Below are 26,248 nucleotides of genomic sequence, written 5' to 3' on the forward strand. Positions count from 1 at the left end.
CAGATGCGGCTCCCGGCTGCGCCCCTCATTTACGGAGGAGGAGGCTGCGCGGCGAAGAATCTTTGAGAGACTTTCCACGTCCCGACAAGCTCGGATTGGTCATGAAATAGCGGTGAGCGTTGAACGGCTCCTCGCCTGGGGCCGGGAATATGCGTTGGGAGGAGCCATCGGGCAACACCTCCCAGCTCTGTTCGTTGTCGATAATGTTCGCCACCATGATCTGATCCAGCACCTGCTCATGCACGGTGGGGGTCGTGATGGGGCAAAGTGTCTCGACGCGGCGGTCCAGATTGCGGGTCATCAGGTCGGCGGACGAGATGTAGACGATGGCCTTGGGGTGCGGCAGGCCGTAGCCGTTGCCGAAGCAGTAGATTCGGCTGTGCTCCAGGAAGCGGCCGACGATGGACTTCACCCGGATGTTCTCGGACAGGCCGGGAATGCCGGGCCGCAGGCAGCAGATGCCGCGCACGACGCATTCCACCGCCACACCCGCATTGCTCGCCTTGTAGAGCGCGTCGATGATGACGGGATCCACCAGAGAGTTGCACTTCAGCCAGATGGCCGCCGGCCGCCCGGCGCGGGCGTGGGCGATCTCCTCGTCGATATTTTCGAGGATGCGGGGCTTGAGCGTGGTGGGGGAGACCGCCATCACGTCCAGCTCGCCGGGTGTCGCGTAGCCGGTGATGAAGTTGAAGATCCGCGCCACGTCCTGCGCGATCACCGGGTCGGCGGTGAAGAAGGACAGGTCGGTATAGATGCGCGCCGTGATGGGGTGATAATTGCCCGTGCCCACATGGCAGTAGGTGGCGAGAGAGCCGCCCTCGCGGCGCACCACCATGCTGAGCTTGCCGTGGGTCTTCAGGTCGATGAAGCCGAACACCACCTGCACGCCGGCCCGTTCCAGGTCGCGCGCCCAGCGGATGTTGGCCTCTTCGTCGAAGCGGGCCTTCAGTTCCACCAGGGCGGTGACCGACTTGCCCGCCTCGGCCGCCTCGGCCAGGGCCTTCACGATGGGGCTGTCGGAGGAGGTTCGGTAGAGGGTCTGCTTGATGGCCACCACATTGGGGTCGCGAGCAGCCTGACGGAGAAACTGAACCACCACATCAAAGGATTCATAAGGATGATGGACGAGGATGTCCTTCTCGCGGATGGCGAGAAAGCAGTCTCCGCCATGGTCCCGGATGCGCTCGGGAAATCGGGCGTTGTAGGCGGGAAACTTCAGGTCCGGCCGGTCCACCGACACGAGCTGCGAAAACTCGTTCAGCGCCAGGACGCCGTCCACGACGAAGATTTCCTCGTCCTTCATGCTGAGTTCGCGCGCCACGAAGTTGCGCAGTTCGTCCGGCATGGCGGCGTCCGCTTCCATGCGGATCACCGAGCCGTAGCGGCGCTGCTTCAGCGCGGTCTCGAACAGGCGGACGAGATCCTCGGCCTCCTCCTCGATTTCCAGGTCGCTGTCGCGGATCACCCGGAACACGCCCTGCCCCTTCACGGCATAGCCGGGGAACAGGCGCGAGATGAACAGGCCGATCATCTGCTCCAGCGTGATGAAGCGCGTGCCGTCCGCGTCGGGCAGGCGGATGAAGCGATCCACCTTGGCCGGAATGCGGATGAGCGCGTTCATGCCCCGGCCGTCGCTCTGGCGCACCAGCTGCAGCGCCAGGGAGAAGCCGAGATTGGGGATGAAGGGGAAGGGATGGGCCGGGTCGATGGCGAGCGGGGTCAGCACCGGGAAGACATGGTGCAGGAAGTGCCGCTCCAGCACCTTCAGGTCCTCGGACGAGGTGTCCTGCCCGTCTACCAGGGTGATGCCGACGCGAGCCAGTTCACCGCGCAGCTCCAGCCAGCGGGCCTGCTGGTCGAAGATGAGCGTGGAGGCTTCCGCCATGATGGAGTTGAGCTGCTCGGTGGGGGTGAGACCCTCCGGGCTCAAGGCGGTGACGCCCTCGCGAATCTGCTCCTTCAGGCCGGCGACGCGCACCATGAAGAATTCGTCGAGATTGTTCGCGGAGATGGAAAGGAAGCGCAGCTGCTCCAGCAGCGGGTGGTTGGCGTTGGACGCCTCTTCCAGCACCCGGCGGTTGAAATGCAGCCAGGAGATTTCACGGTTGATGAAGCGGTTCGGAGAGGTGGCGAGAATCTCCTCGGCCCCGAGATTTTCCGCCACGTCTTCCATGGCCACGGCTGCGCTCTCATTCGCATTCATCGCATAAACCCCCGATTTTCCGCCGGACCATGGCCGCCTTGCATGACCACTCTATGACGATCCCTCCCCACACGCACGGTGCAGGGCCGATGGGAAAAACAGTTCCGGCGCGGAACCTTAAAGCACACCGCATCACTCCTCGTCCGCCGCCTCGCTGGTGGCGCGCAGCACGTCGGCGGCGAAGGCGCGCGTCACGGGGCGCCGGGCGGCCAGCGCGGCGCGGTCGATGGCGCCCACCAGCGCCTCCGCCCCGCTCACGGACCGCTCCATGCGGGCGAGCAGATAGTGGACGGTGGGCTCGTCCACCGGGATCTGGCGGTCCGCGAACAGCTTCACCAGGACCGCGGCCAGCAGCGCATCGTCGGCGGGGGCGATCTCCACCGTCGGCATGGCGCGCAGGCGCGAGGCGAGGTCGGCCGTGGCGAGGGCAAAGCCGGAGGGCGCCTGCCGGGCCGTGAACAGCACATGGGCGCCGGTCTCCTTGGCGAGGTTCAGGAGATGGAACAGGGCCGCCTCGTCGAACGCACCGGCCGCCAGATCCTCCACAACGAGCGCGCCCGCCACCAGCGCCTCGGGCACGCCGGCCCGCGTCAGGTCGCCCGCGCGCACCTGCAGGGCGCCCGCCGTCTCGGCGAACATGGCGGCGAGATGCGACTTGCCCGCCCCCGCCGGCCCCACGAGGCACACCATCGGCGCGGGCCAATCGGGATAGGCATCCAGCAAGGCAAGCGCCGCCGCATTGCCCGGCGCCTCCAGGAAATCCTCCCGCTTGAAACCCGGCGCCGACGGCAGCTCCAGGGGAAGCTGGGAGGGCGCGCGATCACGGCTCGCCATGGCTCAGCGTCGCTCCGCCGCGCTGCCGGGGCCCTCGTCCGGCTGCTCGTCGCCCGTATAGAGGGGGCTGTGGAAGTAGCGATGGAAGCCGAAGCGCACGAGAACCCCCGCTGCCGCCGTGAGCGGCACCGCCAGCAGCAGGCCCACGAAGCCGAACAGGTAGCCAAAGGCGAACAAGGCGAACATGAGCCAGACCGGATGCACGCCGATGCTGTCGCCCACCAGCTTGGGCGAGAGGATATAGCCCTCCACCGTCTGGCCGGTGATGAAGATGCCGAGCACGATGCCGATCATGGTCCAGTCCGGGAAGAACTGGACGATGGCCACGCCCATGGCGAGCACGAGGCCGGTCAGCGAGCCCACATAGGGAATGAAGGTGATGAGGCCGGAGACGATGCCGATGAGCAGGCCGAAATTCAGCCCCGCCATGGAGAGGGCAATGGCGTAGAAACTGCCGAGGATGAGGCAGACCAGGGCCTGGCCTCGGATGAAGCCGGCCACGGCGAGATCCATCTCGCGGCCGAGCTTGCGCACCACGGGGCGCTGGTGGAGCGGGATCCAGCTGTCCACCGCCCGCACCATGTCCGGCCAGTCGCACAGCACGTAGAACACCACCACCGGCGTCACCACCACCAGCGAGAAGACCGAGAGCAGCGCCTGCCCGCCGGACCAGATGGAGGAGATGAGGCCCAGCAGATAGGTCACGCCCTGGGACATCAGCTCGGCCAGGGAGCGCTGGATGTCCGGCAGGCGATCGCCGAGGAAATGGCCGAGCCATTCCCGGTTCTCCTCCGTCACCAGCCCCTGGAGGCGGGTGACGTAGCTCGGCATGTTCCGGATGAAGTCCGCGAGCTGGCTGCCCAGAAGCGGCAGCACCACCAGCAGGAACATCATGATGGCCAGCAGGAACAGGCCGACGATGAGCAGGGAGGACGGCGTGCGGGCGATGCCGATGCGCGCGAGGCGCTCCACCACCGGGTTCAGGAAATAGGCGAGCGCAAGTCCGGCGACGAACGGCAGGAGAATGCCGCTCAGCAGCCACAGCACCAGGACGGTGACGCCCAGGGCCCCGATCCAGAACCGCACCTGAAGGTGAAGTGGCATCCCGCCTTCCCCGATGGGCCGCCTGCGGCGTCCCGCCGGCCGGCATGCGCTCAACTGGCCATGTGACGCATCCAAGAGGCGAGATAGGCCGCTGCGGAAAGAGCCGTCAAGAGGCCCACCGCCAGGAGCCCGACCTGCATCAGCGGGCCGAGGGAGAAGGCGAAACCGTTGGAGGCCAGAACCAGGGCCGCGAAGGCGATCTGGGCGAGCGTGTTCACCTTGGAAATCGCCAGCGGGCTGATATGGACCGGGCGCCCCATGATCACCGAGAGCATGACCGCGCCGATGATCATCACGTCGCGCGCCACCACCGCGATGGCGACCCAGCGCGGGATCAGCCCCTCCACCGAGAGCGCCACATAGATGGAGATGAGCAGCGCCTTGTCCGCCAGGGGATCGAGATAGGCGCCAAGCTCGGTCTGCATGCCGAAATGCCGGGCGAGGAAGCCGTCAACGGCATCCGAGACCCCGGCCAGCACGAACAGGAAGAAGGCGATCTGCGGCTCGCCTGAGGCAATGGCCCACACCACCACCGGCACCAGCAGGAACCGGCCGAGGGTGATGATGTTGGGCAGGCTCACCGCGCGCGCCTCATCCGCGCTTGATGGTGAGCGGGGAGAAGCCCTGCACGCTCGCCATGGCCTGGATGCGGTTGATGTTCACATGGCGCGGCACGGAGCAGGCGAAGAACACCTGCTCGGCAATGTCCTCGCCGGTCATGGGGGCGGTGCCATTATAGATCTTCTCGGCCCGCGTCTCGTCGCCCTTGAAGCGGACGAGGGAGAATTCGGTCTCCGTCAGGCCCGGCTCGATATTGGTGACGCGCACCCCGGTGCCCGACACATCCGCCCACAAGCCGAGGGAGAACTGCTTCACGAACGCCTTGGTGGCGCCATAGGTGTTGCCGCCCGGATAGGGATAGTCGCCGGCCACCGAGCCGGTGAAGACCACATGCCCCTCCTTGCGCTCCACCATGCCCGGAAGCGCGGCGCGCACGGTGTTGAGCAGGCCGGTGATGTTGGTGTCCACCATGTCCCGCCAGTCATCCATGGCCACCTGGTGGGCCGGCTCCAGGCCGAGGGCGAGGCCCGCATTGGCGAACACCACATTATAGGCGGCGAAAGGCTCCGGCAGCGCGGCGATGGCGGCCTGGGTCGCGGCCCAGTCGCGCACGTCCAGCACCACGGGATGGATGAGGCCCGGAAATTCCGCCGCAAGCGCCTCCAGGCGCTCGACGCGGCGGCCGACCGCGACGATGCGGGCACCTGCCCCGGCAAAACGGCGAACCGTCGCGGCCCCGATGCCCGACGTGGCTCCGGTGATGAGCACGGTCAAGGTCTTGGGGTCCAGCATCTGATACATCGCGACGGTCTCCGAATAGGCCCGCAAAGGCATAAAGCATGAAGCCGCTCAAGGGGAAGCCCACCGGCCGGCCAGAGAAGACGGCGATGGTGACGCCCTGCCCGCTGAATGGCGGGACGACACGAGGTTGACGCCGCCGCGGGAGCGAGGGATCGTCCGTACCCTGTTAACGTTACCTCCCCCGGGGAGGGTCGGGGCCATCCTCCTGCCATCTTCTGGCGGAAGTTAATCCGGCTCAGTGTTGTCCGCGGGGGCGGATCTTGAAGCGTTCGTTAAGGCCTGGGGGGTGAGTCTCGCGCGATTCGATTCGCGTGGGGCGCAGACAGGCAGGCGCAGCGGCGTCAGGAGAGGTTGCGGATGAAGGTCCATGTCGTTCCGGCTGTCGTATGTGTCGGCCTCCTGCTGTGCGGATGCAGCACCGACCTCGACGGTTTCGGGACCAAGACCAGTGCCGTGGATCAGGCACGCATCCTGAACGCGCCGACGGGAGCCGTTGAGAGCGCGCCCATTGCCGCGCCCGGCGCAACGGGCTCCATCCCGGCACCGTCCATCACCGGCGCCAACGCCGCGTCCGCGAGCGCCGCCGTCACGCCGTCCACCACCGCCTCGGCCGCCAGCGTTCCGCTGGCTCCGCCGCCGGTCAATCCCGGCGCCGTCGCCTACGCCACCACCGGCACCCAGGAACAATTGTCCGGCGCCTGGACCTTCAGCTGGGACGATGGCAGCCGGACCTGCCCGCTCACGCTTTCCACCGCGCGCGGCGTCAGCGGCCTTTCCGCCCAGGCGGACATTTCCTGCCCCAGCGAGATCTTCATGACCAAGGGCTGGGACATGCTGGGGCCGGATCTGGTGCTCCAGAACCATGTGGGCAAGGTCACCGCCCGCCTCTCCCCGTCGGGCCCCAACCGCTATGTGGGCGTGATCGCCGACAACAATCAGTCGGTGGTCCTCACCCGCTAGAGCCTGATCCACTCAGGTTGAATCAACCGGAGTGGTGAATCAGCCTCTCACTCATTGATAGAGCCTGATTCAGCCCCGTCTAAGGAAATGGCCGGCCCTGAACGGACCGGCCATGCGCCTCACTGGGCCGACTTGAGCCGCGCCACCGCCGGAGCACCGTGGGTGAAGGCCTGGGAGTAGGGGCAGATGCCGTGTGCTTCCGCAACGAGGGTCTGCGCCAGTTCGGGCGCGACGCCCGGCAGCTCCACTTCAATCTCGAAGCTCAGGCCGAAACCAACCTCCTTGCGCACCAGCGAGGCGCGACAGGTGATGAGCGCGTTGGACGTGTCCACCTTGTGGGATTTGCCGGCCAGCGCCAGCGCGCCGCCGAAGCAGGCGGAATAGCCGAGCGCCACCAATTGCTCGGGATTGGTGCCCACGCCGGAGCCGCCCATTTCCTTAGGATAGGACAGGTCGAGCGTGACCTTGCCGTCCGAGGTCTCGGCGTGGCCCTGGCGGCCGCCGCCCGTGGTGGTCGCTTCAGCGGTATAAACGACAGTCATGGGAATCTCCTGTTGGGAAAGCCGGTGGCGGATCACCCGCGCACCCATCAACTAACGAACGATCGTTAGCCTAAACTTGCGATCCCTGTCAACAGATGCTAACGATCGATCGTTCGCGATTATTGGAACTGGAGCCGAGCCCGTGTCCGCGCAGACGTCGTCCCGCAGGGAGACCCTGACCAGCCTCGCCATCGAGATGATGCAAGAGAGAGGGTTCTCGGCCCTGGGGCTGCGCGATCTGGCGGAGGCCGCGCAGATGCGCCCGCCGAGCCTGTACAATTATTTCGCCTCGAAGGACGACATGGGCCGCGCGGCCCTGGCGCTGTATGCGGAGCGCCACCGGGCCGGGCTGGAGGCGCTGGACGCCCTGCCCTCCGGCGCCGCGCGCATCCGGACCTATAGCGACAAATGCGGGGAATGCCTGCGCGTGGAAGGGCGCTTCTGCCTGTTCCTCATGCTCACCACCTGCAATCACGAGCTATCGGACGCGGCCGTGCGGGAGATTGCGGGCTTCGTGACGGAGCAGACCGATTGGCTGGCGCGAGCCTGGGATGCGGGCCGGGCGGACGGCTCCATCCGTTCCGATCAGGCGGGGATGGTCATGGGGCCGATCCTGTTCGGCGCCCTGCGCGGCATGATGGCGTTCAGCGTGCTGCAGACGGACCCCGGCGGGGCCTATGACGGCCAGGAGCAGGCGCTGCTGGCGGCACTGGGCGTCGGCTGAAGCGTTTCCAGCGACGTGTCAGGCTGAAAAGCGCGAAGGCTCAGCGCGCCTCGATGGCGACCGGAGCGGGCTGGTCCGGAGCCGGGCGGCTCTGCGGCCCTGCGAACAGGACCGCGCCAATGATGATGCCGTAGGCCGCGAGAAACATCCCCCAATCCGACAGGGACCAGCCCAGCAGAAGCCGACGGCCGCTGCGGGCGGACCGGGATCGGGAGGCGGAGATCGGCAGCGACGTGGGCATTTCCACATTTCCTACTGGATTTGTGGATTTAAATTACTCACGTCGTGTGAATTGTCAATATCACGTAAAAATTATGTATTAACTACCCTGGAAGTGCGCCGGACGCTTCTCCACGAAGGCCGCGACGCCTTCCTTGAAGTCCCGCGTGCCCACCGAGGCGAGGAAGGAGGCCTGCTCCGCCGCGAACTGGTCCGGCAGGCTGCGTTCGAACGAGCCGCGCAGCAGGGCCTTCACCCGGCCGAACGCCAGGGTCGGCCCATCCGCCAGCCGCCGGGCCAGACCATCCACCTTGGCGGCCAGATCCTGGGGCGGCACCACCGCATTCACGAGGCCGAGCCGCAGCGCTTCCTCCGCGCCGATGACATCGCTCAGCAGCGCCAGCTCCATGGCCTTGCGCAGGCCCACCACGCGGGGCAGAGACCAGGAGGCGCCGCCATCGGGCGAGGTGCCGATCTTGGTATAGGCCAGGGTGAATTTGGCATCTTCCGAGGCGATGGCGAGGTCCGCCGCCAGGGCGACGCTCAGTCCCGCGCCCGCCACGGCGCCATGCAGCGCCGCGATCACCGGCTGGTTCAGCCGCGTGAGGGTGGTAAGCGCGGCGTGGAACGGCCCGATGATGGAGGACACCACCGCCTCCGCCTCGTCGCCCGCCGAATGGAAGCGCGCCACGTCGCCGCCGGCCAGGAAGCCCTTGCCCTCGCCCGAGAGCACCACGACCCGCACCGCCCCATCGGCGGCCACCTGATCCACCGCCCGCTTGAAGGCGAGGATCGCAGCCTCGTTGATGGCGTTCAGCACCTGGGGACGGTTGAAACGGATGCGGGCGATGCCGCCTTCGATGTCGAGAAGAACGGGATCGGCTTCGGCAGTCATGAGTCCTCCAGCTTGTTCTTTTCAGGCGCGACCTGCGCCGCGGTGATCCTAGACACAGGGGTGCGGGCGATCCAGCCAACGCATTTACCGATTCATGAATGTGAAAAACACATTTGCACAATTTGTGAAATTATTTTACGCTTAGAGACTTTCCTAAAAGCGGATTGCACATCCGCTGAACGTATTTTGTGGATCGGGACCCGACATGACGTCTCCGCTTCAGCAGAAGCTGAAAATCACCGGCCCCACGGCCGTCACCGCCAACCGTCTGGCAGATGGCGTGGTGGTGTGGCTGACGGCGGCGCATGGCTGGTCCACCCATATCGGCGAGGCGGCGGTCGCCACCACGTCTGAAGCGGCGCTGGCCCTTCTCAATGCCGCGCACGCCGACGAGAACCATGCCGTGGGCGCCTATGCGGCGCGCGTGGCGGTGGAGGACGGCCGGGCGAGCCCGGCGAACCTGCGCGAGCGGATCCGCGTCGATGGCCCGACCATCGCGTTCGACGCGGCGGCCTGAGCCCGGAGGCTGACGGCATCATGTATGTCTATGACGAATTCGATCGCGCCTTCCTTGGCGAGCGCGTGGATGATTTCCGCGATCAGGTGACCCGGCGTCTGTCGGGCGAGCTGAACGAGGAAGAGTTCAAGCCGCTGCGCCTCATGAACGGCGTCTATCTCCAGCTTCACGCTTATATGCTGCGGGTGTGCATTCCCTACGGCACGCTGGCGTCCAACCAGCTGCGCGCGCTCGCCTCCGTGGCGCGGCGCTATGACAAGGGCTACGGCCACTTCACCACCCGCCAGAACATCCAGTTCAACTGGATCAAGCTGTCCGAGTTGCCGGACGCCATGGCGGAACTGGCGGCGGTGGGCATTCACGGCATCCAGACCTCCGGCAACTGCATCCGCAACACCACCACGGACCCGTGGGCGGGCGCGACGCCGGAAGAGATCGAGGACCCGCGCCTCTATGCGGAGGTGATCCGCCAGTGGTCCACGAACCATCCGGAATTCACCTTCCTGCCCCGCAAGTTCAAGATCGCCATCACGGCGGCCAAGCACGACCGGGCCGCAATCCGCGTCCATGACATCGGCCTGCGCCTGCACCGGCGCGGCGATGAGACCGGATTCGAGGTGATCGTGGGCGGCGGGCTCGGCCGCACGCCGTTCGTGGGCAAGACCATCCGCGACTTCCTGCCCAAGGAAGACCTGCTCTCCTATCTGGAGGCGATCCTGCGGGTCTATAATTCCGGCGGCCGGCGCGACAACATCTACAAGGCGCGCATCAAGATCCAGGTCCACGAAGTGGGCACGGAGGAATTCTCCCGTCGCGTGGACGAGGAATGGGCGCAAATCCGCGAAGGCGCCCTGCGCCTGGACGAGGCCGCCTTCGACGCCATCCGCGACCGCTTCGTGAACCCCGCCTTCGAGGCGCTGGACGACGCGCCTGCCGCACTCGCCGAGGCGCTGAAGAACCCGGACTTCGCCCGCTGGCACGCCAATTCCGTCGGCCCCCACAAGGTGCCGGGCCACGCCATCGTCACCATCTCGCTGAAGCCCGTGGGCAAGCCGCCGGGAGACGCCACCGCCGACCAGATGGACGGCGTCGCGGACCTTGCGGACACCTTCGCCTATGGCGAGATCCGGGTCGCCCACGAGCAGAACCTCACTTTGCCGCATGTACGCCAGAAGGATCTGCCCGAGCTGTGGCGGCGCCTGGACGCGCTCGGCCTCGCCACCCCCAATGTGGGGCTCATCTCCGACATCATCGCCTGCCCGGGCCTTGATTATTGCTCCCTGGCCAATACCCGCTCCATCCCCCTCGCCCAGCGCCTCACCGAGCGTTTCGCGGACCCGGAGCGGATCGCGGATATCGGCCGGATGCACATCAACATCTCCGGCTGCATCAATGCCTGCGGCCACCACCATGTGGGCCATATCGGCATTCTGGGGGTGGAGAAGAAGGAGCAGGAATTCTACCAGGTGACCCTGGGCGGAAAGGGCAACCTCAAGACCCGCCTTGGCGAATTGATCGGCCCTGCCGTTTCCGAAGAGGAAGTGGTGGATGTGATCGAGCGCATCGTGGACACCTATCTGGACCTGCGCGAGAGCCCGAAGGAAACCTTCATCGCCGCCGTCCAGCGGCTCGGCCTCGACCCCTTCAAGGAACGCGCCTATGCCGCTCGTTAAGAACGGGGCCGTGGTGCCCGATCCCTTCACCGTGGTGGAGGCCGAAGGGCCGCTGCCCGAAGGCGCCGTGACCGTTCCCCTCGCCCGCCTTCTGGCTGAGGGCGCGGACCTTGCCGGGCGCAACAGCCCGCTGGGCGTCGCCGTGCCCAACACCGCCGACGTGCGCGAACTGGCGCCGCATCTGCCCCATCTCTCTTTGGTGGTGCTGGACTTCCCGAAGTTCCGCGACGGGCGCGCCTATAGCCAGGCGCGGCTGCTGCGGGAACGCCTCGGCTTCACCGGCGAGTTGCGCGCGCGGGGCAATGTGCTGCGCGACCAGGTGCTGTTCATGGTCCGCTGCGGCTTCGATGCCTTCGAGATCGAGAAGGCGGACGACATCCCGGCCTTCGCCAAGGCGCTCGCCACCTATTCCATCTTCTACCAGCCCACCGGCGACGGACGCCCCACGGTCGCGAGCCTGCGGGCGGGCCACGCCTGAGGAGGCCGGCCATGCGCACCATACCCGCCGCCATGCCCGAAGTACCCGCCACGGCGGACACCGCACCACCGGAAGCCGCCTTGCAGGCGGCCCGGCTCGCCGCCCGGTTGCGCGATGCCTCGCCCCTGGAAATCCTCTCCACCGCACGCGAGGCCTATGGCGCGCGCATCGCGGCGGTCTCGTCCTTCGGGACGGAATCGGCGGTGCTGCTGCACATGATCGCGCAGGTGGACCGGTCCCTGCCCGTCCTGTTCCTCGACACCGGCCATATGTTCGCGGAGACCCTGGCCTATCGCGACACGCTGGTGGAACGCCTCGGCCTCACCGATGTGCGCACCCTCTCTCCCGACCCGCAGGCGCGGGCAGCGCGCGACCCGGACGATGCCCTCTGGTCGGAGGATCCCGACGCCTGCTGCGCCCTGCGCAAGGTGGAGCCGCTGGCCCGCGCCATCGCGCCCTTCTCCGCCTGGATCAACGGACGCAAGCGCTATCAGGCGGAGACCCGTGCCCATATCCCGGCCGTGGAATTCGAGGACGGGCGCGTGAAGTTCAATCCGCTCGCCGCCCTCGGTCCCGCCGAGATCGCGGGCTGGATGCGCGCCCATGATCTGCCCGAGCACCCCTTGAAGGCGTTCGGCTTCGCCTCCATCGGCTGCATGCCCTGCACCAGCCGGGTGCGGCCGGGAGAGGATCCGCGCGCGGGTCGCTGGCGTGGACGCGCCAAGACGGAATGCGGCATCCACGTCCACAAACCGGGCAGTTGAACAGCTGAATTCTGTAAGTTAATATTTTCCACTAATTTTATAGATTAAATTATTGACGGTCCCCCGAGGCGGTGCCATCGTGATTTTCACGACAAGCTGAAGCCCTGCCATCGGAGGCACCCCATGTCCGCTCCCTTTTCCCTGAAGCGCTTCGCCGGCGCCGTTGCGGTCTCGCTGTCCGCCGCGCTCGCGCTGCCGGCGGTCGCCGCCGACGTCACGCTGCTCAACGTGTCCTATGACCCGACCCGCGAGCTTTATACGGATTTCAACAAGGCGTTCTCGGCCGAGTGGGCGAAGACCCATCCCGGCGACACGCTCACCATCCGCCAGTCCCATGGTGGCTCGGGCAAGCAGGCCCGCTCGGTGATCGACGGTCTGGAAGCGGACGTGGTCACCCTCGCCCTCGCCTATGACATCGACGAAATCGCGGACCGGGGCTTCATCGCCCAGGACTGGCAGAAGCGCCTGCCGGACAATGCCGCGCCCTACACCTCGACCATCGTGTTCCTGGTGCGCAAGGGCAACCCGAAGGGCATCAAGGACTGGGACGACCTCGCCAAGGCCGGCACCAAGGTGGTGACCCCGAACCCGAAGACCTCGGGCGGCGCCCGCTGGAACTTCCTCGCCGCCTGGGGCTATGCCCTCAAGAAGAATGGCGGGGACGAGGCCAAGGCGAAGGAGTTCGTGAAGGCCATCTACAAGAACGCCCCCGTGCTGGACACCGGCGCGCGCGGCTCCACCGTCACCTTCGTGGAGCGCGGCATCGGCGACGTGCTGATCGCCTGGGAGAATGAGGCCTATCTGGCGGTGAACGAGCTGGGGCCGGACAAGTTCGACATCGTCACCCCCTCCATCTCCATCCTCGCCGAGCCGCCCGTGGCCGTGGTGGACAAGGTGGTGGACAAGCGCGGCACCCGCGCCCTCGCCGAAGCCTATCTGAAGTATCTCTACACGCCCGCCGGGCAGGAGCTTTCGGCCAAGCACTATTACCGTCCGCGCAACGAGGCCATCGCGGCCAAGTACAAGGACAAGTTCGCCGACGTGCAGCTCTTCACCATCGACCAGGTGTTCGGCGGCTGGCGCAAGGCGCAGAAGACCTTCTTCTCCGACGGCGGCGTGTTCGACCAGATCTACGCCAACTGATCCAGCCTTGACCGGCGGGGCACCTTCCTCCCGTCCCGCCAACTACCGCCGCGTCCGCCTCGGGGGGTGCAAATCCCGAGGCGGGGGCGGCGGTCCCGTTCCACGACACCGGAGCCGCAGCGCCCTTATGGTCACCGCCGCCATCCCCCGCCCCCTGCGGCGGCCGCGCAGCGTCATTCCCGGCTTCGGGATCACGCTCGGCCTCACCCTCACCTGGCTCTCCGTGATCGTCCTGTTGCCGCTCTCGGCTCTGTTCATCAAGACCAGCGAGATCACCCTGGAGCGGTTCATCGCCATCGTCACCAGCACGCGCACGCTGCATGCGCTACAGGTCTCGTTCGGCCTCTCGCTGGCCGCCGCGTGCGTGAACCTCGTGTTCGGCGTCATCGTGGTCTGGGCGCTGGTGCGCTACGACTTCCCGTTCCGCCGGGTGGTGGACGCCATCATCGACATTCCCTTCGCCCTGCCCACCGCCGTGGCGGGCATCGCGCTCACCTCGCTTTATGCGGAAAACGGCTGGGTGGGCTCGCTCCTGGCACCGCTCGGCATCAAGGTGGCCTTCACGGAACTGGGCATCCTGGTGGCGCTCATCTTCATCGGCCTGCCCTTCGTGGTGCGTACGGTCCAGCCGGTGCTGGCGGACCTGGACGCGGAGCTGGAGGAGGCGTCCGCCAGCCTGGGCGCCTCGCGCGGCCAGACCGTGTGGCGCGTGGTGCTGCCCTCCGTCATCCCCGCTTTGCTCACGGGCTTCGCCCTCGCCTTCGCCCGCGCCGTGGGCGAATACGGCTCGGTCATCTTCATCGCCGGCAACCTGCCGGGCCAGACCGAGATCGCGCCGCTGCTCATCGTCATCCGGCTGGAGGAGTTCCGCTATGCGGACGCCACCGCCATCGCCACCGTGATGCTGCTGGCGTCCTTCGTGCTGCTTCTGGTCATCAACCGCCTCCAGCGCTGGAGCGAAACGCGGAGCGCGCGCACATGACCCTCGCCGCAGACGCCCTTCGCACCACGACCCATCCCGCCGCCCACGCCCTCGCCTCGGAGGGCCTGAACACCCATGCCGGGGCCCTGCCCGCGCGCCGGCCCGGCCCGACCAACAGCGAGCCGAAGGCGGTACGCATCGCCATCATCACGGTGGCGCTGCTGTTCCTCGGCCTGTTCATCGCGCTGCCCTTGATCTCGGTCTTCTACGAGGCGTTCAAGCGCGGCTGGCTGGCCTATGTCGCCGCTTTGGTGGAGCCGGACGCGCTCGCCGCCATCCGCCTCACCTTGCTGGTGGCGGGCATCTCGGTGGTGGCCAATGTCACGTTCGGCCTCGTGGCCGCCTGGGCCATCGCCAAGTTCGAATTTCCAGGCAAGAGCCTGCTCATCACGCTCATCGACCTGCCCTTCTCCGTCTCCCCGGTGGTGGCGGGCCTCGTCTATGTGCTGCTGTTCGGCTCGCAGGGCCTGTTCGCCGCCTATCTCCAGGCGTGGGACATCAAGATCATCTTCGCCTTGCCCGGCATCGTGCTCGCCACCTTGTTCGTCACCTTCCCCTTCGTGGCGCGCGAGCTGATCCCGCTCATGCAGGAACAGGGCACGGCGGAGGAAGAGGCGGCCGCCTCGCTCGGCGCCTCCGGTCTCTCCATCTTCTTCCGGGTGACGCTGCCCAATGTGAAATGGGCGCTGCTCTATGGCGTGCTGCTCTGCAACGCCCGCGCCATGGGCGAGTTCGGCGCGGTGTCGGTGGTGTCGGGCCACATTCGCGGGCTCACCAACACCATGCCGCTGCATATCGAGATTCTCTATAACGAGTATCAGTTCGTCGCGTCCTTCGCCGTGGCCTCCCTGCTGGCCTTGCTGGCCCTGGTCACGCTCATCGCGAAGACGCTTCTTGAGGCCCGCCTCGTGGAGGACGCGCAATGAGCATCGATATCGTCAACGTCACCAAGCGCTTCAAGACCTTCACCGCGCTGGACAATGTCAGCCTCCGCATTCCCGGCGGCCAGTTGGTGGCGCTGCTGGGCCCGTCGGGCTCGGGCAAGACCACGCTGCTGCGCATCATTGCCGGCCTCGACTGGCCGGACGGGGGCGAAGTGCGCTTCGACGGGCAGGACGCGCTCGCCCGCTCCGTGCGCGAGCGCAATGTGGGCTTCGTCTTCCAGCATTACGCCCTGTTCCGGCACATGAGCGTGTTCGAGAACGTCGCCTTCGGCCTCCGGGTGCGCAAGGGCGCGGACAAGCTGCCGGACGCCGCCATCCGCGAGAAGGTGAACCAGCTTCTCTCTCTCGTGCAGATCGACTGGCTGGCGGACCGCTATCCCGCCCAATTGTCCGGCGGCCAGCGCCAGCGCGTGGCGCTCGCCCGCGCGCTCGCCATCTCGCCGCGCATCCTGCTGCTGGACGAGCCGTTCGGCGCGCTGGACGCCAAGGTGCGCAAGGAATTGCGCCGCTGGCTGCGCAACCTGCATGAGGAACTGCCCGTCACCTCCGTGCTCGTCACCCACGACCAGGAAGAGGCGCTGGAACTGGCGGACACGGTGGTGGTGATGGGCAAGGGGCGCATCGAGCAGGTGGGCTCCCCGCAGGAGGTCTACGACACCCCCGCCACCGCCTTCGTGCACGATTTCATCGGTGAGAGCCTGTCGCTGCCCGCGCGCGTCGCGGACGGGGCGCTCTATGTGGGCGCGCGCCGCACCGCGCTCGACACACAGGGCCTCGGCGAAGGCCCGGCCCGCCTCCTCGCCCGCCCCCATGACGTGGACTTCGCCGAGCCCGGCACGGCGCCGGTGGCCGGGCGCGTGCTGGCGGTGCGCACCTTCGGCCCCACGACGCGGGCGGACATCGTGCTGCCCGGCACCAATGGCGATGTGGTGGTAGAAGCCGCCGTGCCCGTGGGCGCACGCCTTGCGGTGGGCAGCGAGGTGGGCCTCGTGCCGCGCCGCTACCGGGTGTTTCCGGCCGCCTGAACGGTGCCATCCGCAGCGAGGTTCAGTTCCTCCATACGGCGCTTGAGATCGGCGGGAAGGCGCCGCGCCTCCTCCGGCGGCACAAAGGCCGATTCGGGATGGGGGCCGGCGCCGGATTTCTTCTGGAACACCCGCGCGCCGTCCGTGGTCATCACCACATCGCCGGGCCGCAGCGTCTCGTCTGACGTGACGGGGACGGAGGCGAGCCCCAGCGGCCCGTTGCCGGTGCAGGTGCAGGCATCGTCCAGGCGCGCGCGGTAGAGGAAGGCATTGGGCAGTGCGGTATAAGGCCGCCCGTCATGTTCGGCCGCGTCAATGGCGCCGGCGCCGCGATAGACCCGCGTTTCCGCCTTCGGGCAGAAGGACCGGCAGGTCTGTTCCGCATCCTCCATGCGGGTGAGCGGGAAATAGCGGCCGTCGCACAGCCGCACGCAATAGGCGACGCGCGGCGCGGCCCGCTCCACCTCCGGCGCGGGCATGCCGAACAATTGCGGCAGCGGGCGCGGCCGCACGAGGCCGCCGAACAGCGCCGCGAAGAAATCGCCCGGCCCCTGCGCGGCGGCCGGCGGAGCGGCGAGAAGCAGGCCCGCCAGCATCGCCAGGGCGAAGGCTGCGGGGTGCGTTCCGGGCCGCACGGCGCCCATCAGGCGAACTGGCTCGGGCCGAAATAGCGCTCGGGCGCCAAAGGCTGTCCCTGCTCCTGCCCATGCTCCTGCTGAGGCGCATATCCCGGCGCGCTATGAGGCGGCGGCGAGATGAAACCGGCGGATGCCGACGAGAGCACCGCCAGGATAGAGATGACGAAGAATCCGCGCGCGAGCACCATGGATCCCTCCCTCGATGCGGCGCCGTGCGCCGTTGGTTCGAATTGGTGACACTTTGCTAACTCTGCCGTGGGCCATCGGTTCCCACGGCGTTCACCACACACGAAACCGTGTCTGCGCCTTGCAGTGCAGCGAAGCCGTCGCTTGAAACAGGCTGCGAATTGGGCAAGGTGGTTGCCGCCGTTACGGCACTGACGCGCCTCATGCCGGACCTCCATCGCGCGAGGCCCAACGGGACCCGGGTCAAACCCGTGCGGCGATCGAGCGTTTCAAGAGGCGGCGAAAGCCGGCAAGCCTCTTCGTATCAGGCAAAGTGACCGCCCCGGATGATCGAAAAGCTGGACTATCTCATCGCCCTCGCCCGCGAGCGTCATTTCGGCCGGGCGGCGGAAGCCTGCGGCGTCACCCAGCCCACCTTGTCGGCCGGCGTCAAACAATTGGAAGAGACGCTCGGCGTGCTCCTGGTGCAGCGCGGTTCCCGCTTCATGGGCTTCACGCCCGAGGGCGAGCGCACCCTGGAATGGGCGCGGCGGATCGTGGCTGATTCGCGCGCCATGCGGCAGGACATCGACGCGCTGAAGCGCGGCCTCTCCGGCCCCCTGCGCATCGCCGCCATTCCCACCGCCTTGCCCATGGTGGCCGCGCTCACCACGCCATTCCGCGCGCGCCATCCCGACGTGCGCTTCACCGTCATCTCCCGGACCTCCATCGAGATCCTCAACCATCTGGAAAACCTGGAGATCGACGCGGGCCTGACCTATCTGGACAACGAGCCGCTGGGCCGGGTGAACACCGTGCCGCTCTATCGCGAGCAATATCGCCTCGTAACCTCCCCCACCGCCAAATATGGCGACCGGGACACCGTCACCTGGGCGGAGATCGCCCAGCTTCCCTTGTGTCTCCTCACGCCCGACATGCAGAACCGGCGCATCGTGGACGGCCTGCTCTCGGCGGCGGGCGGCCCGCCCAAGCCCACGCTCGAATCCAATTCCATGATCGTGCTGTTCACCCATGTGCGCACGGGCCTGTGGGCGAGCGTGATGCCGGCCATGCTGGCGGATTCGCTGGGGCTTACCTCCAATGTGCGCTCCATCCCCATCGTGGAGCCGGAGATCACCCATCTCATCGGCCTCGTGGTGCCCCACCGCGAGCCCACGACCCCCATCACCGCCGCTCTGGTGTCCGAGGCCCGCCGTATCGCGCCGCGCCTGGAGAGCCTGGCGGTGAAGGATCCGGCGCTCGCCGTCCTCTGATCCCGCCTTCGCCCCGGGCATAGACATTCCCAATCACGCCACCGTGTAAGCGGCGCCTTTTCTCCAAGGCGACCGCAACGGAGCACCATGTCGCGCGCCGAAAGGAGGTTTCTGGACACCTCTACGATAGAAATGTTCTATTGCAGCATCCGACAGCTGGCTTGATCCGTGCACTTGGTATGCCACACTCCTTGTAACGATCTCAAAGAAGCGGGCCTGAGGCTCGCCAGACGGGAAACAAGGATGCATCAGGCAGGCTACGAACCCTGGAGCGCGGAACGCGCGTCCCAGATCATTGAGACGCACCGGGACATGGCCGGCGCGGCCATGCCGATCCTGCACGCGATCCAGGAGGCTTTCGGCTTCGTGCCCGAGCCCGTGGTTCCCATGATCGCCGAGAGCCTGAACCTCTCCCGCGCCGAAGTGCACGGCGTGGTCACCTTCTACCACGACTTCCGCCGCGAGCCCCCGGGCCGCCACGTCATCAAGCTGTGCGCCGCCGAAGCGTGCCAGTCCATGGGCTCGGACGCGCTGTCCGACTATGCCCAGGAGCGCCTCGGCCTGGAGATGGGCGAGACCTCCGCAGACGGCCGGGTGACGCTGGAGCCCATCTTCTGCCTCGGCCTGTGCGCCTGCGCGCCCGCGGCCATGATCGACGGGCGCCTTGTGGGCCGCCTCGATCGCGAAACCATTGACGAACTGGTGGCGGAGGCCAACCGATGAGCACCGCCCGTATCTTCGTTCCCAACGACGCCACCGCGCTGGCCTGCGGCGCGGACCGCGTCGCCCGGACCCTCGCCGAGGCGCTCGCCGCGCGCGGCACCGAGGCGCGCATCGTGCGCAACGGCTCGCGCGGTCTGTTCTGGCTGGAGCCCCTGGTGGAGGTGGAGACCCCCGCCGGGCGCGTGAGCTACGGCCCCGTGAAGCCGTCCGACATTCCCGCGCTGCTGGACGCCGGGATGCTGGAGGGCAAGGACCATCCGCTGTGCCTCGGCCTCGTGGAAGAGATCCCCTATCTCAAGAAGCAGACCCGCCTGACCTTCGCCCGCTGCGGCATCATCGATCCGCTGTCGCTGGACGATTACAAGGCCCATGGCGGCTATAAGGGCCTCGCCAAGGCCGTGGAGATCGGCCCGTCCGCCACCGTGGAAGAGGTGTTCCAGAGCGGGCTGCGCGGGCGCGGCGGCGCGGGCTTTCCCACCGGCATCAAGTGGCGCACCGTGGCGGCCACGTCGGCGGACCAGAAATACATCGTCTGCAACGCGGACGAGGGCGACAGCGGCACCTTCGCCGACCGCCTCATCATGGAGGCGGACCCCTTCTGCCTCATCGAGGGCATGACCATTGCCGGCCTCGCGGTGGGAGCCACCAAGGGCTATGTCTATTGCCGCTCGGAATATCCCCTCTCCCTCGCCGTGATGGACAAGGCCATCGCCATCGCCCGCAAGGCGGGACTGCTGGGCGACAATGTGCTGGGCTCCGGGCTCTCCTTCGACATGGAAATGCGCATGGGCGCGGGCGCCTATGTGTGCGGCGAGGAAACCGCGCTGCTGGAAAGCCTGGAAGGCAAGCGCGGCGTGGTGCGCGCCAAGCCCCCGCTGCCCGCCATCAAGGGCCTGTTCCAGAAGCCCACCGTCATCAACAACCTGATCTCGCTGGCCACCGTCCCGGTGATCCTGGAAAAGGGCGGCGCCTTCTATCGCGACTTCGGCATGGGCCGCTCGCGGGGCACCATGCCCATCCAGCTGGCCGGCAACATCAAGCATGGCGGCCTGTTCGAGACCGCGTTCGGCATCTCGCTGGGCGAATTGGTGAACGACATCGGCGGGGGCACCGCCTCCGGCCGCCCGGTGAAGGCGGTGCAGGCGGGCGGGCCGCTCGGCGCCTATCTGCCGGTGCACCAGTTCGACACGCCCTTCGACTATGAGGCGTTCGCGGCCAAGGATGCGCTCATCGGCCATGGCGGCATCGTGGTGTTCGACGACACGGTGGACATGGCCCACATGGCGCGCTTCGCCATGGAATTCTGCGCGCACGAGAGCTGCGGCAAGTGCACCCCCTGCCGCATCGGCTCCACGCGCGGCAAGGAAACCCTCGACAAGATCATGGCGGGCGAGCGGCGGGAGGCGAACCTCGCCATCCTCACCGACCTTTGCCACACCATGAAGCTCGGCTCGCTGTGCGCACTCGGCGGCTTCACGCCCTACCCGGTCATGAGCGCCCTCACCCATTTCCCGGAAGACTTCGGCGCCAGCCCGAAGCTGCCGATGGCCGCGGAGTAAGCATGATGGAAGCCATCGGCATCACCGGCCATTTCCCCCTCCCAACCCTCCCCCGCAAGCGGGAGAGGGCTTTGATTTCCGGCGCACCCCAAACTCCCTCTCCCGCTTGCGGGGGAGGGAGTTTGGGGAGGGGGCTCTCGCCCCACGCCCGCGCGAACACAACCGAATTCTGAGGACCGCCGCCATGTCCCTCGTCCATGAAATTGACTACGGCACCCCGGCCTCCAAGTCGGAGAAGGTCATCACCCTCGTCATCGACGGCATGAAGGTGGAGGTGCCGGAAGGCACGTCCATCATGCGCGCCGCCATGGAGGTGGGGAACCAGATCCCCAAGCTGTGCGCCACCGACATGCTGGACGCATTCGGCTCCTGCCGCCTGTGCCTCGTGGAGATCGAGGGCCGGGCCGGAACGCCCGCCTCCTGCACCACGCCCGTCATGGACGGCATGGTGGTGAAGACGCAGACCGAGCGGCTGAAGCAGATCCGCAAGGGCGTCATGGAGCTGTACATCTCCGACCACCCGCTCGACTGCCTGACCTGCTCCGCCAACGGCGATTGCGAGCTTCAGGACATGGCCGGCGTCGTCGGCCTGCGCGAAGTGCGCTACGGCTATGAGGGCGAGAACCACATCAAGATGGGGAAGGACGAGTCCAACCCCTATTTCACCTATGAAAAGTCCAAGTGCATCGTCTGCAATCGCTGCGTGCGCGCCTGCGAGGAAGTGCAGGGCACGTTCGCGCTGACCATTTCCGGCCGCGGCTTCGGCTCCCGCGTGTCGCCGGGCATGGACGAGGAGTTCCTCTCTTCCGAGTGCGTCTCCTGCGGCGCCTGCGTGCAGGCATGCCCCACGGCGACGCTCAACGAAAAGGCCATGTTCGACATCGGCACGCCCGAGCATTCGCTGGTGACCACCTGCGCCTATTGCGGCGTGGGCTGCACCTTCAAGGCGGAGATGCGCGGCGACGAGCTGGTGCGCATGGTGCCCTACAAGGACGGCAAGGCGAACCGCGGCCATAGCTGCGTGAAGGGCCGCTTCGCCTATGGCTATGCGACCCACAAGGACCGCATCCTGAAGCCCATGATCCGCGCCTCCATCCACGAGCCGTGGCAGGAAGTGAGCTATGAGGAGGCGATCAACTACGCCGCCTCCGAGTTCAAGCGCATCCAGGCCAAGTATGGCCGCCGCTCGGTGGGCGGCATCACCTCCTCGCGTTGCACCAACGAGGAGACCTATCTGGTCCAGAAGCTGATCCGCGGCGCGTTCGGCAACAACAACGTGGACACCTGTGCCCGCGTCTGCCACTCGCCCACCGGCTACGGCCTGTCCCAGACCTACGGCACCTCGGCGGGCACGCAGGACTTCGACTCGGTCGAGGACAGCGACGTCATCCTGGTCATCGGCGCCAATCCCACGGACGGCCACCCGGTGTTCGGCTCGCGCATGAAGAAGCGCCTGCGCCAGGGCGCCAAGCTGATCGTGGTGGATCCGCGCCAGATCGACATCGTGCGCACGCCCCATGTGCAGGCGGACTATCACCTGCCGCTGCGCCCGGGCACGAACGTGGCCATCGTCACGGCGCTCGCCCATGTGATCGTCACCGAGGGCCTCGTGAACGAGAGCTTCGTGCGCGAGCGCTGCGACTGGGACGAGTTCCAGGACTGGGCCGCCTTCGTCGCCGACGAGCGCCACAGCCCCGAGACCATCCAGAAGTTCACCGGCGTCGATCCCAAGCTGGTGCGCGGCGCGGCCCGCCTCTATGCCAAGGGCGGCAACGGGGCCATCTATTACGGCCTGGGCGTCACCGAGCATTCCCAGGGCTCCACCACGGTGATGGCCATCGCCAACCTCGCCATGGCCACCGGCAATATCGGCCGCAAGGGCGTGGGCGTGAACCCGCTGCGCGGCCAGAACAACGTCCAGGGCTCGTGCGACATGGGCTCCTTCCCGCACGAGCTGCCGGGCTACCGCCACATCTCGGACGACGCCACCCGCGCCTCGTTCGAGGCCCTGTGGGGCGTGAAGCTGGACGACGAGCCGGGCCTGCGCATCCCCAACATGTTCGATGCCGCCGTGGATGGCACCTTCAAGGGCATGTATGTGCAGGGCGAGGACATCCTCCAGTCCGACCCCGACACCCGCCATGTCTCGGCCGGCCTCGGCGCGCTGGAATGCCTGGTGGTGCAGGACCTGTTCCTGAACGAGACCGCCAACTACGCCCACGTCTTCCTGCCCGGCTGCTCCTTCCTGGAGAAGGACGGCACCTTCACCAATGCCGAGCGCCGCATCCAGCGCGTGCGCAAGGTGATGGCACCCAAGAACGGCTATGCGGACTGGGAAGTCACCCTCATGCTCGCCAAGGCGCTGGGCTATGAGATGGACTATGCCCATCCCGGCGAGATCATGGACGAGATCGCCCGCCTCACCCCCTCCTTCACGGGCGTGTCCTACAAGAAGCTGGACGAGATGGGGTCGGTGCAGTGGCCCTGCAACGACAAGGCGCCGGAAGGCACCCCCATCATGCATATCGGCGGCTTCGTGCGCGGCAAGGGCAAGTTCGTCCTCACCGAATACGTGCCCACCGACGAGCGCACCGGCCCGCGCTTCCCGCTGCTGCTCACCACCGGGCGCATCCTGTCCCAGTACAATGTGGGCGCCCAGACCCGGCGCACCGACAATGTGGCCTGGCATCCGGAGGACGTGCTGGAGATCCACCCCCACGACGCGGAGAACCGGGGCATTCGCGACGGCGACTTCGTGCGCCTCGACAGCCGCGCCGGCTCCACCTCGCTGCGCGCGGTCATCAGCGAGCGCATGCAGCCGGGCGTGGTCTACACCACCTTCCACCATCCGGTGACCCAGGCGAACGTGGTGACCACCGACTTCTCGGACTGGGCCACCAATTGCCCGGAATACAAGGTCACCGCCGTGCAGGTGGCGCCCTCCAACGGGCCCACGGGCTGGCAGGAAGAGTATGAAAAGCTCTCCCGCGAGAGCCGCCGCATCGCCGAAGCGGCGGAGTGAGCGGGGGACCCGCTTCCATGACGCCCCTCTCCCACCCGCGCGCCGCACTCCCTCTCCCGCTTGCGGGGGAGGGCTGGGGAGGGGGAAAGCACGCTTCTCCGCCAACAACGGCCGACGGCCTGCTCCCGGCCCTTGCCCCCTCCCTAACCCTCCCCCGCAAGCGGGAGAGGGAATGGGACGGCGCATCCCTCACGCGGACCCGCTTGAACTCCGCCCTCGCCCGCACGACCTTGAAGGGATCATCCCTCACCGGTACGCGCCATGACTGACGACCCCGCCATGCCGGACTTTCCCCAGCCCGTCCGCCGCATCGCCCGCGATGCGTGGAAGGACGGCGCGACCACGCGCGGGGAGCGGGCGGTGCCCGAAGAGACCCCCGTCGCCCTCACCTATAACGGCACCACCCATGCGGTGATGATGGCGAGCCCCCTGGACATCGCCGACTTCGCCCTGGGCTTCTCCCTCACCGAAGGCATCATCGCGGATGCCGCCGACATCCTCTCCTTGGACGTGATCGCGGTGGAAGAGGGCATCGAGGCCCGCATGTGGATCGCGGAGGAAAAGATGGGCCATCTCTCCGCCCGCCGCCGCCATCTGGCGGGGCCCACGGGCTGCGGCCTGTGCGGGGTGGAGAGCCTGTCCGAGGCGGTGAAGCCCGCCGCCCTGGTGGCCTCGCACGCGCATTTCACCCCCGATGCGCTGCTCGCCGCCATGGCCCTGCTCGGCCCCGCCCAGGCGCTGAACCACGAGACGCGGGCGGTGCACGCCGCCGGTTATTTCGAGCCGGGGCGCGGGCTTCTCGCCGTGTGCGAGGATGTGGGCCGCCACAACGCCCTGGACAAACTGGTGGGCAAGGTGACGCGGCTTGAGGCCGAGCCCGCGCGCGGCCTGCTGCTGCTCACCAGCCGGGTCTCCATCGAGATGGTGCAGAAGGCGGCGGTGCTGGGGGTCGGCGTCATCGCCGCCGTTTCCGCCCCCACCTCGCTCGCCATCCGCACGGCGGACGCCGCCGGTATCACCCTGGCCGCCATCGTGCGGCCGGACGGCTTTGAACTCTTCACCCATCCCGCCCGCATCGGGCCGGACGAACCCTCACGGCAGAGCCATGTCGCATAAGACCACCACCGACCGCCTCGTCTATATGGCGAACCAGATCGCCACCTTCTTCGCGAGCCAGCCCCCGTCCACCGCCGTGGCGGGCACGCGGGATCACATCCAGAAATTCTGGGACCCGCGCATGCGCGCCGGCATCGCCGAGCACATCGCCCATGGCGGCGAGGGCCTCTCCCCCATCGCCCTGGAAGCGCTGAAGGGACTGACGCCGGTCAAGGCGGCCTGACATCGGCTGAGGTGATCGACCTTCGGGCGGATGGATTCGAGCCTTAAGGCCGTCATGCCCGGGCTTGTCCCGGGTATCCACGCCTCTGCGTCGAGCGCGCACCCAGCGGGTCCGCGTGGATGGCCGGGACAAGCCCGGCCATGACGCTGTTTTCCTAAAGACGCCGTCCAGGCCGTTTCAACTCTCGGACGGCGCGCCGCCCGCCTCACACAACGTGGGCAGCGGCCAGCCGGCAGGGCATGTCGCCCGCCTCCACCTGGATGGCGGCGTGGCCGATGCGGAACTTCTCCTTCAGCTCGTCCGCCGTCTGCATGAGGAAGGCGTCGTCCAGCGCCGCGCCGGGGCGCACCAGATGGACGGTCATGGCGTTCTGCGTGGTGGAGAGTGCCCAGATGTGCAGGTCATGCACCTCGGACACGCCGGGGCGCGCGGCGAGATAGGCCTTCACCGCCGCCACGTCGATGCCGGCGGGCACCGCGTCCATGGCCATGTCCACGCTGTCGCGCAACAGGCCCCAGGTGCCCAGGACGATGGCCACGGCGATGGCAAGGCTCACCACCGGATCGAGCCAGAGCCAGCCGGTGAACGCGATGACGCCCGCCGCAATGACCACGCCCAGGGAGATGGCGGCGTCCGCCACCAAGTGGATGAAGGCGCCGCGCACGTTCAGGTCTTCCTTCCGGTCCGCCATGAACAGCATGGCCGTGCCGAAATTCACCCCGATGCCGATGAGCGCGACGATCATCACGATGCCGGTCTGGATGGGCTCGGGATCGTCGAAGCGCGAAATGGCTTCCACGATGATGCCGCCGGTTCCCACCAGCAGAATGATGGCATTGGCCAGCGCCGCCAGGATGGAGGAGCGGCCGAGACCGAAGGTGCGCTTTTCCGTGGGCGGGCGCTGGGCGAGCCATGCGGCGGCCCAGGCCAGGAGAAGGCCCAGAACGTCAGACAGGTTATGGCCCGCATCGGCCATCAGGGCCAGCGAACCGGAGAAGAAGCCGAACCCGGCCTCGATGATCACGAAGGCGAAATTGACCGAAGCACCGATGGCGAAGGCGCGCAGCGACTTGGGCATGGCATGGGCATGGTCATGCCCGCCATGGCCGTGGGAATGGCCGTGACCGTGGCCGTGGCCGTGATGGTCGTGCCCGGC

At 67.3% G+C, this 26,248-nt stretch carries 27 protein-coding genes; 16 read left to right on the top strand and 11 right to left on the bottom strand.

All coding sequences use genetic code 11. The features are described 5' to 3' along the window. Positions 1–25: 25 nt before the first annotated feature. The 5 genes from EJJ38_RS13790 to EJJ38_RS13810 all read right to left on the bottom strand — a co-directional run bounded on the left by EJJ38_RS13790 (position 26) and on the right by EJJ38_RS13810 (position 5,506). Positions 26–2,176, bottom strand: a complete 2,151-nt coding sequence (locus EJJ38_RS13790; protein ID WP_245454278.1) for an RNA degradosome polyphosphate kinase — start codon at positions 2,174–2,176, stop codon at positions 26–28. 162 nt (positions 2,177–2,338) lie between these two features. Next, entirely contained in the window at positions 2,339–3,040 is a 702-nt protein-coding gene (locus tag EJJ38_RS13795; RefSeq protein WP_127090717.1) for a P-loop NTPase family protein, read from the bottom strand. A 3-nt stretch (positions 3,041–3,043) separates the two neighbouring features. Next, on the bottom strand, positions 3,044–4,144 hold the full coding sequence (locus EJJ38_RS13800) for an AI-2E family transporter (RefSeq protein ID WP_127090718.1): 1,101 nt from the start codon (positions 4,142–4,144) through the stop codon (positions 3,044–3,046). A 50-nt stretch (positions 4,145–4,194) separates the two neighbouring features. Then, a complete protein-coding gene (locus EJJ38_RS13805; protein WP_127090719.1) occupies positions 4,195–4,725 on the bottom strand; it encodes a CDP-alcohol phosphatidyltransferase family protein in 531 nt (176 codons plus the stop codon). 10 nt (positions 4,726–4,735) lie between these two features. Beyond that, positions 4,736–5,506, bottom strand: a complete 771-nt coding sequence (locus EJJ38_RS13810) for an SDR family NAD(P)-dependent oxidoreductase (protein ID WP_127090720.1) — start codon at positions 5,504–5,506, stop codon at positions 4,736–4,738. A gap of 357 nt (positions 5,507–5,863) precedes the next feature. Between EJJ38_RS13810 and EJJ38_RS13815 the strand changes: the two genes are divergently transcribed. Further along, complete coding sequence (locus EJJ38_RS13815; protein WP_127090721.1) at positions 5,864–6,466, top strand: protease inhibitor Inh/omp19 family protein; 603 nt, start codon at positions 5,864–5,866, stop codon at positions 6,464–6,466. Between the two features lie 119 nt (positions 6,467–6,585). On the opposite strand, the gene EJJ38_RS13820 is transcribed toward EJJ38_RS13815, so the two are convergent. Further along, a complete protein-coding gene (locus tag EJJ38_RS13820; protein WP_127090722.1) occupies positions 6,586–7,008 on the bottom strand; it encodes an Ohr family peroxiredoxin in 423 nt (140 codons plus the stop codon). Between the two features lie 142 nt (positions 7,009–7,150). Here EJJ38_RS13820 and EJJ38_RS13825 point away from each other — a divergent pair, with 142 nt between their 5' ends. After that, complete coding sequence (locus tag EJJ38_RS13825; protein ID WP_127090723.1) at positions 7,151–7,732, top strand: TetR/AcrR family transcriptional regulator; 582 nt, start codon at positions 7,151–7,153, stop codon at positions 7,730–7,732. Positions 7,733–7,772: 40 nt separating this feature from the next. Here the strand turns inward: EJJ38_RS13825 and EJJ38_RS13830 are convergent, their stop codons facing one another. After that, positions 7,773–7,973, bottom strand: a complete 201-nt coding sequence (locus EJJ38_RS13830) for a hypothetical protein (protein WP_127090724.1) — start codon at positions 7,971–7,973, stop codon at positions 7,773–7,775. 78 nt (positions 7,974–8,051) lie between these two features. Beyond that, complete coding sequence (locus EJJ38_RS13835; protein WP_127090725.1) at positions 8,052–8,846, bottom strand: enoyl-CoA hydratase/isomerase family protein; 795 nt, start codon at positions 8,844–8,846, stop codon at positions 8,052–8,054. Between the two features lie 205 nt (positions 8,847–9,051). Here EJJ38_RS13835 and EJJ38_RS13840 point away from each other — a divergent pair, with 205 nt between their 5' ends. From EJJ38_RS13840 to EJJ38_RS13875, 8 genes are all read left to right on the top strand, one after another. After that, positions 9,052–9,363 carry a DUF2849 domain-containing protein gene (locus tag EJJ38_RS13840; RefSeq protein ID WP_127090726.1) on the top strand — a complete coding sequence of 104 codons (312 nt, stop codon included), beginning with the start codon at positions 9,052–9,054 and terminating at the stop codon, positions 9,361–9,363. A 20-nt stretch (positions 9,364–9,383) separates the two neighbouring features. Next, a complete protein-coding gene (locus EJJ38_RS13845) occupies positions 9,384–11,036 on the top strand; it encodes a nitrite/sulfite reductase (RefSeq protein WP_127090727.1) in 1,653 nt (550 codons plus the stop codon). Further along, entirely contained in the window at positions 11,023–11,514 is a 492-nt protein-coding gene (locus tag EJJ38_RS13850) for a DUF934 domain-containing protein (RefSeq protein ID WP_127090728.1), read from the top strand. The genes EJJ38_RS13845 and EJJ38_RS13850 overlap by 14 nt, the downstream gene beginning before the upstream one ends. An 11-nt stretch (positions 11,515–11,525) precedes the next feature. Further along, entirely contained in the window at positions 11,526–12,278 is a 753-nt protein-coding gene (locus EJJ38_RS13855; protein WP_245454245.1) for a phosphoadenylyl-sulfate reductase, read from the top strand. Positions 12,279–12,401: 123 nt separating this feature from the next. Continuing rightward, entirely contained in the window at positions 12,402–13,421 is a 1,020-nt protein-coding gene (locus EJJ38_RS13860) for a sulfate ABC transporter substrate-binding protein (protein ID WP_127090729.1), read from the top strand. 127 nt (positions 13,422–13,548) lie between these two features. After that, positions 13,549–14,403, top strand: a complete 855-nt coding sequence (cysT, locus tag EJJ38_RS13865; protein WP_127090730.1) for a sulfate ABC transporter permease subunit CysT — start codon at positions 13,549–13,551, stop codon at positions 14,401–14,403. Then, a complete protein-coding gene (gene cysW, locus EJJ38_RS13870; protein ID WP_127090731.1) occupies positions 14,400–15,329 on the top strand; it encodes a sulfate ABC transporter permease subunit CysW in 930 nt (309 codons plus the stop codon). The genes cysT and cysW overlap by 4 nt, the downstream gene beginning before the upstream one ends. Next, the gene (locus EJJ38_RS13875) at positions 15,326–16,372 is read left to right on the top strand and encodes a sulfate/molybdate ABC transporter ATP-binding protein (RefSeq protein WP_127090732.1); all 1,047 of its coding nucleotides are present in this window, start codon (positions 15,326–15,328) and stop codon (positions 16,370–16,372) included. The genes cysW and EJJ38_RS13875 overlap by 4 nt, the downstream gene beginning before the upstream one ends. Here the strand turns inward: EJJ38_RS13875 and EJJ38_RS13880 are convergent. Together EJJ38_RS13880 and EJJ38_RS13885 are read right to left on the bottom strand one after the other, a co-directional pair. After that, the gene (locus EJJ38_RS13880) at positions 16,348–17,007 is read right to left on the bottom strand and encodes a DUF2865 domain-containing protein (protein ID WP_127090733.1); all 660 of its coding nucleotides are present in this window, start codon (positions 17,005–17,007) and stop codon (positions 16,348–16,350) included. The two genes, EJJ38_RS13875 and EJJ38_RS13880, sit on opposite strands and share 25 nt — an antisense overlap. Before the next feature lie 8 nt (positions 17,008–17,015). Then, positions 17,016–17,198 carry a hypothetical protein gene (locus EJJ38_RS13885; protein WP_127090734.1) on the bottom strand — a complete coding sequence of 61 codons (183 nt, stop codon included), beginning with the start codon at positions 17,196–17,198 and terminating at the stop codon, positions 17,016–17,018. Between the two features lie 324 nt (positions 17,199–17,522). On the opposite strand from EJJ38_RS13885, the gene EJJ38_RS13890 reads away from it, so the two are divergent. The 6 genes from EJJ38_RS13890 (at position 17,523) to EJJ38_RS13915 (ending at position 25,092) form a co-directional block, all read left to right on the top strand. Next, on the top strand, positions 17,523–18,449 hold the full coding sequence (locus tag EJJ38_RS13890) for a LysR family transcriptional regulator (protein WP_127090735.1): 927 nt from the start codon (positions 17,523–17,525) through the stop codon (positions 18,447–18,449). Positions 18,450–18,692: 243 nt separating this feature from the next. Next, a complete protein-coding gene (locus EJJ38_RS13895) occupies positions 18,693–19,172 on the top strand; it encodes a formate dehydrogenase subunit gamma (protein ID WP_127090736.1) in 480 nt (159 codons plus the stop codon). After that, positions 19,169–20,731: a formate dehydrogenase beta subunit gene (locus EJJ38_RS13900; protein WP_127090737.1), complete on the top strand. Its 1,563-nt coding sequence runs from the start codon at positions 19,169–19,171 to the stop codon at positions 20,729–20,731. The genes EJJ38_RS13895 and EJJ38_RS13900 overlap by 4 nt, the downstream gene beginning before the upstream one ends. 184 nt (positions 20,732–20,915) lie before the next feature. Further along, complete coding sequence (gene fdhF / locus EJJ38_RS13905) at positions 20,916–23,753, top strand: formate dehydrogenase subunit alpha (protein WP_127090738.1); 2,838 nt, start codon at positions 20,916–20,918, stop codon at positions 23,751–23,753. 261 nt (positions 23,754–24,014) lie between these two features. Next, positions 24,015–24,869 carry a formate dehydrogenase accessory sulfurtransferase FdhD gene (fdhD, locus tag EJJ38_RS13910; protein ID WP_245454246.1) on the top strand — a complete coding sequence of 285 codons (855 nt, stop codon included), beginning with the start codon at positions 24,015–24,017 and terminating at the stop codon, positions 24,867–24,869. Continuing rightward, entirely contained in the window at positions 24,859–25,092 is a 234-nt protein-coding gene (locus tag EJJ38_RS13915; protein WP_127090739.1) for a formate dehydrogenase subunit delta, read from the top strand. Before fdhD ends, EJJ38_RS13915 begins: the two co-directional genes overlap by 11 nt. A 205-nt stretch (positions 25,093–25,297) precedes the next feature. Here EJJ38_RS13915 and EJJ38_RS13920 read toward each other — a convergent pair whose 3' ends face one another. Further along, the gene (locus EJJ38_RS13920; RefSeq protein WP_245454247.1) at positions 25,298–26,170 is read right to left on the bottom strand and encodes a cation diffusion facilitator family transporter; all 873 of its coding nucleotides are present in this window, start codon (positions 26,168–26,170) and stop codon (positions 25,298–25,300) included. Positions 26,171–26,248: the final 78 nt, after the last annotated feature.

The organism is Aquabacter cavernae, from assembly GCF_003993795.1.
In the GTDB taxonomy this organism is placed as follows: domain Bacteria; phylum Pseudomonadota; class Alphaproteobacteria; order Rhizobiales; family Xanthobacteraceae; genus Aquabacter; species Aquabacter cavernae.

Excerpts from the sequence above, each read along its gene's own strand:
- EJJ38_RS13810 (WP_127090720.1), bottom strand. The coding sequence starts at position 5,506 with ATGTATCAGATGCTGGACCCCAAGACCTTGACCGTGCTCATCACCGGA.
- EJJ38_RS13920 (WP_245454247.1), bottom strand. The coding sequence starts at position 26,170 with ATGCCCAAGTCGCTGCGCGCCTTCGCCATCGGTGCTTCGGTCAATTTC.
- EJJ38_RS13830 (WP_127090724.1), bottom strand. The coding sequence starts at position 7,973 with ATGCCCACGTCGCTGCCGATCTCCGCCTCCCGATCCCGGTCCGCCCGC.
- cysW (WP_127090731.1), top strand. The coding sequence starts at position 14,400 with ATGACCCTCGCCGCAGACGCCCTTCGCACCACGACCCATCCCGCCGCC.
- EJJ38_RS13855 (WP_245454245.1), top strand. The coding sequence starts at position 11,526 with ATGCGCACCATACCCGCCGCCATGCCCGAAGTACCCGCCACGGCGGAC.
- EJJ38_RS13885 (WP_127090734.1), bottom strand. The coding sequence starts at position 17,198 with ATGGTGCTCGCGCGCGGATTCTTCGTCATCTCTATCCTGGCGGTGCTC.
- EJJ38_RS13915 (WP_127090739.1), top strand. The coding sequence starts at position 24,859 with ATGTCGCATAAGACCACCACCGACCGCCTCGTCTATATGGCGAACCAG.
- EJJ38_RS13845 (WP_127090727.1), top strand. The coding sequence starts at position 9,384 with ATGTATGTCTATGACGAATTCGATCGCGCCTTCCTTGGCGAGCGCGTG.
- EJJ38_RS13875 (WP_127090732.1), top strand. The coding sequence starts at position 15,326 with ATGAGCATCGATATCGTCAACGTCACCAAGCGCTTCAAGACCTTCACC.
- EJJ38_RS13890 (WP_127090735.1), top strand. The coding sequence starts at position 17,523 with ATGATCGAAAAGCTGGACTATCTCATCGCCCTCGCCCGCGAGCGTCAT.
- EJJ38_RS13900 (WP_127090737.1), top strand. The coding sequence starts at position 19,169 with ATGAGCACCGCCCGTATCTTCGTTCCCAACGACGCCACCGCGCTGGCC.
- EJJ38_RS13820 (WP_127090722.1), bottom strand. The coding sequence starts at position 7,008 with ATGACTGTCGTTTATACCGCTGAAGCGACCACCACGGGCGGCGGCCGC.
- EJJ38_RS13815 (WP_127090721.1), top strand. The coding sequence starts at position 5,864 with ATGAAGGTCCATGTCGTTCCGGCTGTCGTATGTGTCGGCCTCCTGCTG.
- cysT (WP_127090730.1), top strand. The coding sequence starts at position 13,549 with ATGGTCACCGCCGCCATCCCCCGCCCCCTGCGGCGGCCGCGCAGCGTC.
- EJJ38_RS13895 (WP_127090736.1), top strand. The coding sequence starts at position 18,693 with ATGCATCAGGCAGGCTACGAACCCTGGAGCGCGGAACGCGCGTCCCAG.
- EJJ38_RS13795 (WP_127090717.1), bottom strand. The coding sequence starts at position 3,040 with ATGGCGAGCCGTGATCGCGCGCCCTCCCAGCTTCCCCTGGAGCTGCCG.
- EJJ38_RS13840 (WP_127090726.1), top strand. The coding sequence starts at position 9,052 with ATGACGTCTCCGCTTCAGCAGAAGCTGAAAATCACCGGCCCCACGGCC.
- fdhD (WP_245454246.1), top strand. The coding sequence starts at position 24,015 with ATGACTGACGACCCCGCCATGCCGGACTTTCCCCAGCCCGTCCGCCGC.
- EJJ38_RS13860 (WP_127090729.1), top strand. The coding sequence starts at position 12,402 with ATGTCCGCTCCCTTTTCCCTGAAGCGCTTCGCCGGCGCCGTTGCGGTC.
- fdhF (WP_127090738.1), top strand. The coding sequence starts at position 20,916 with ATGTCCCTCGTCCATGAAATTGACTACGGCACCCCGGCCTCCAAGTCG.
- EJJ38_RS13850 (WP_127090728.1), top strand. The coding sequence starts at position 11,023 with ATGCCGCTCGTTAAGAACGGGGCCGTGGTGCCCGATCCCTTCACCGTG.
- EJJ38_RS13790 (WP_245454278.1), bottom strand. The coding sequence starts at position 2,176 with ATGGAAGACGTGGCGGAAAATCTCGGGGCCGAGGAGATTCTCGCCACC.
- EJJ38_RS13800 (WP_127090718.1), bottom strand. The coding sequence starts at position 4,144 with ATGCCACTTCACCTTCAGGTGCGGTTCTGGATCGGGGCCCTGGGCGTC.
- EJJ38_RS13835 (WP_127090725.1), bottom strand. The coding sequence starts at position 8,846 with ATGACTGCCGAAGCCGATCCCGTTCTTCTCGACATCGAAGGCGGCATC.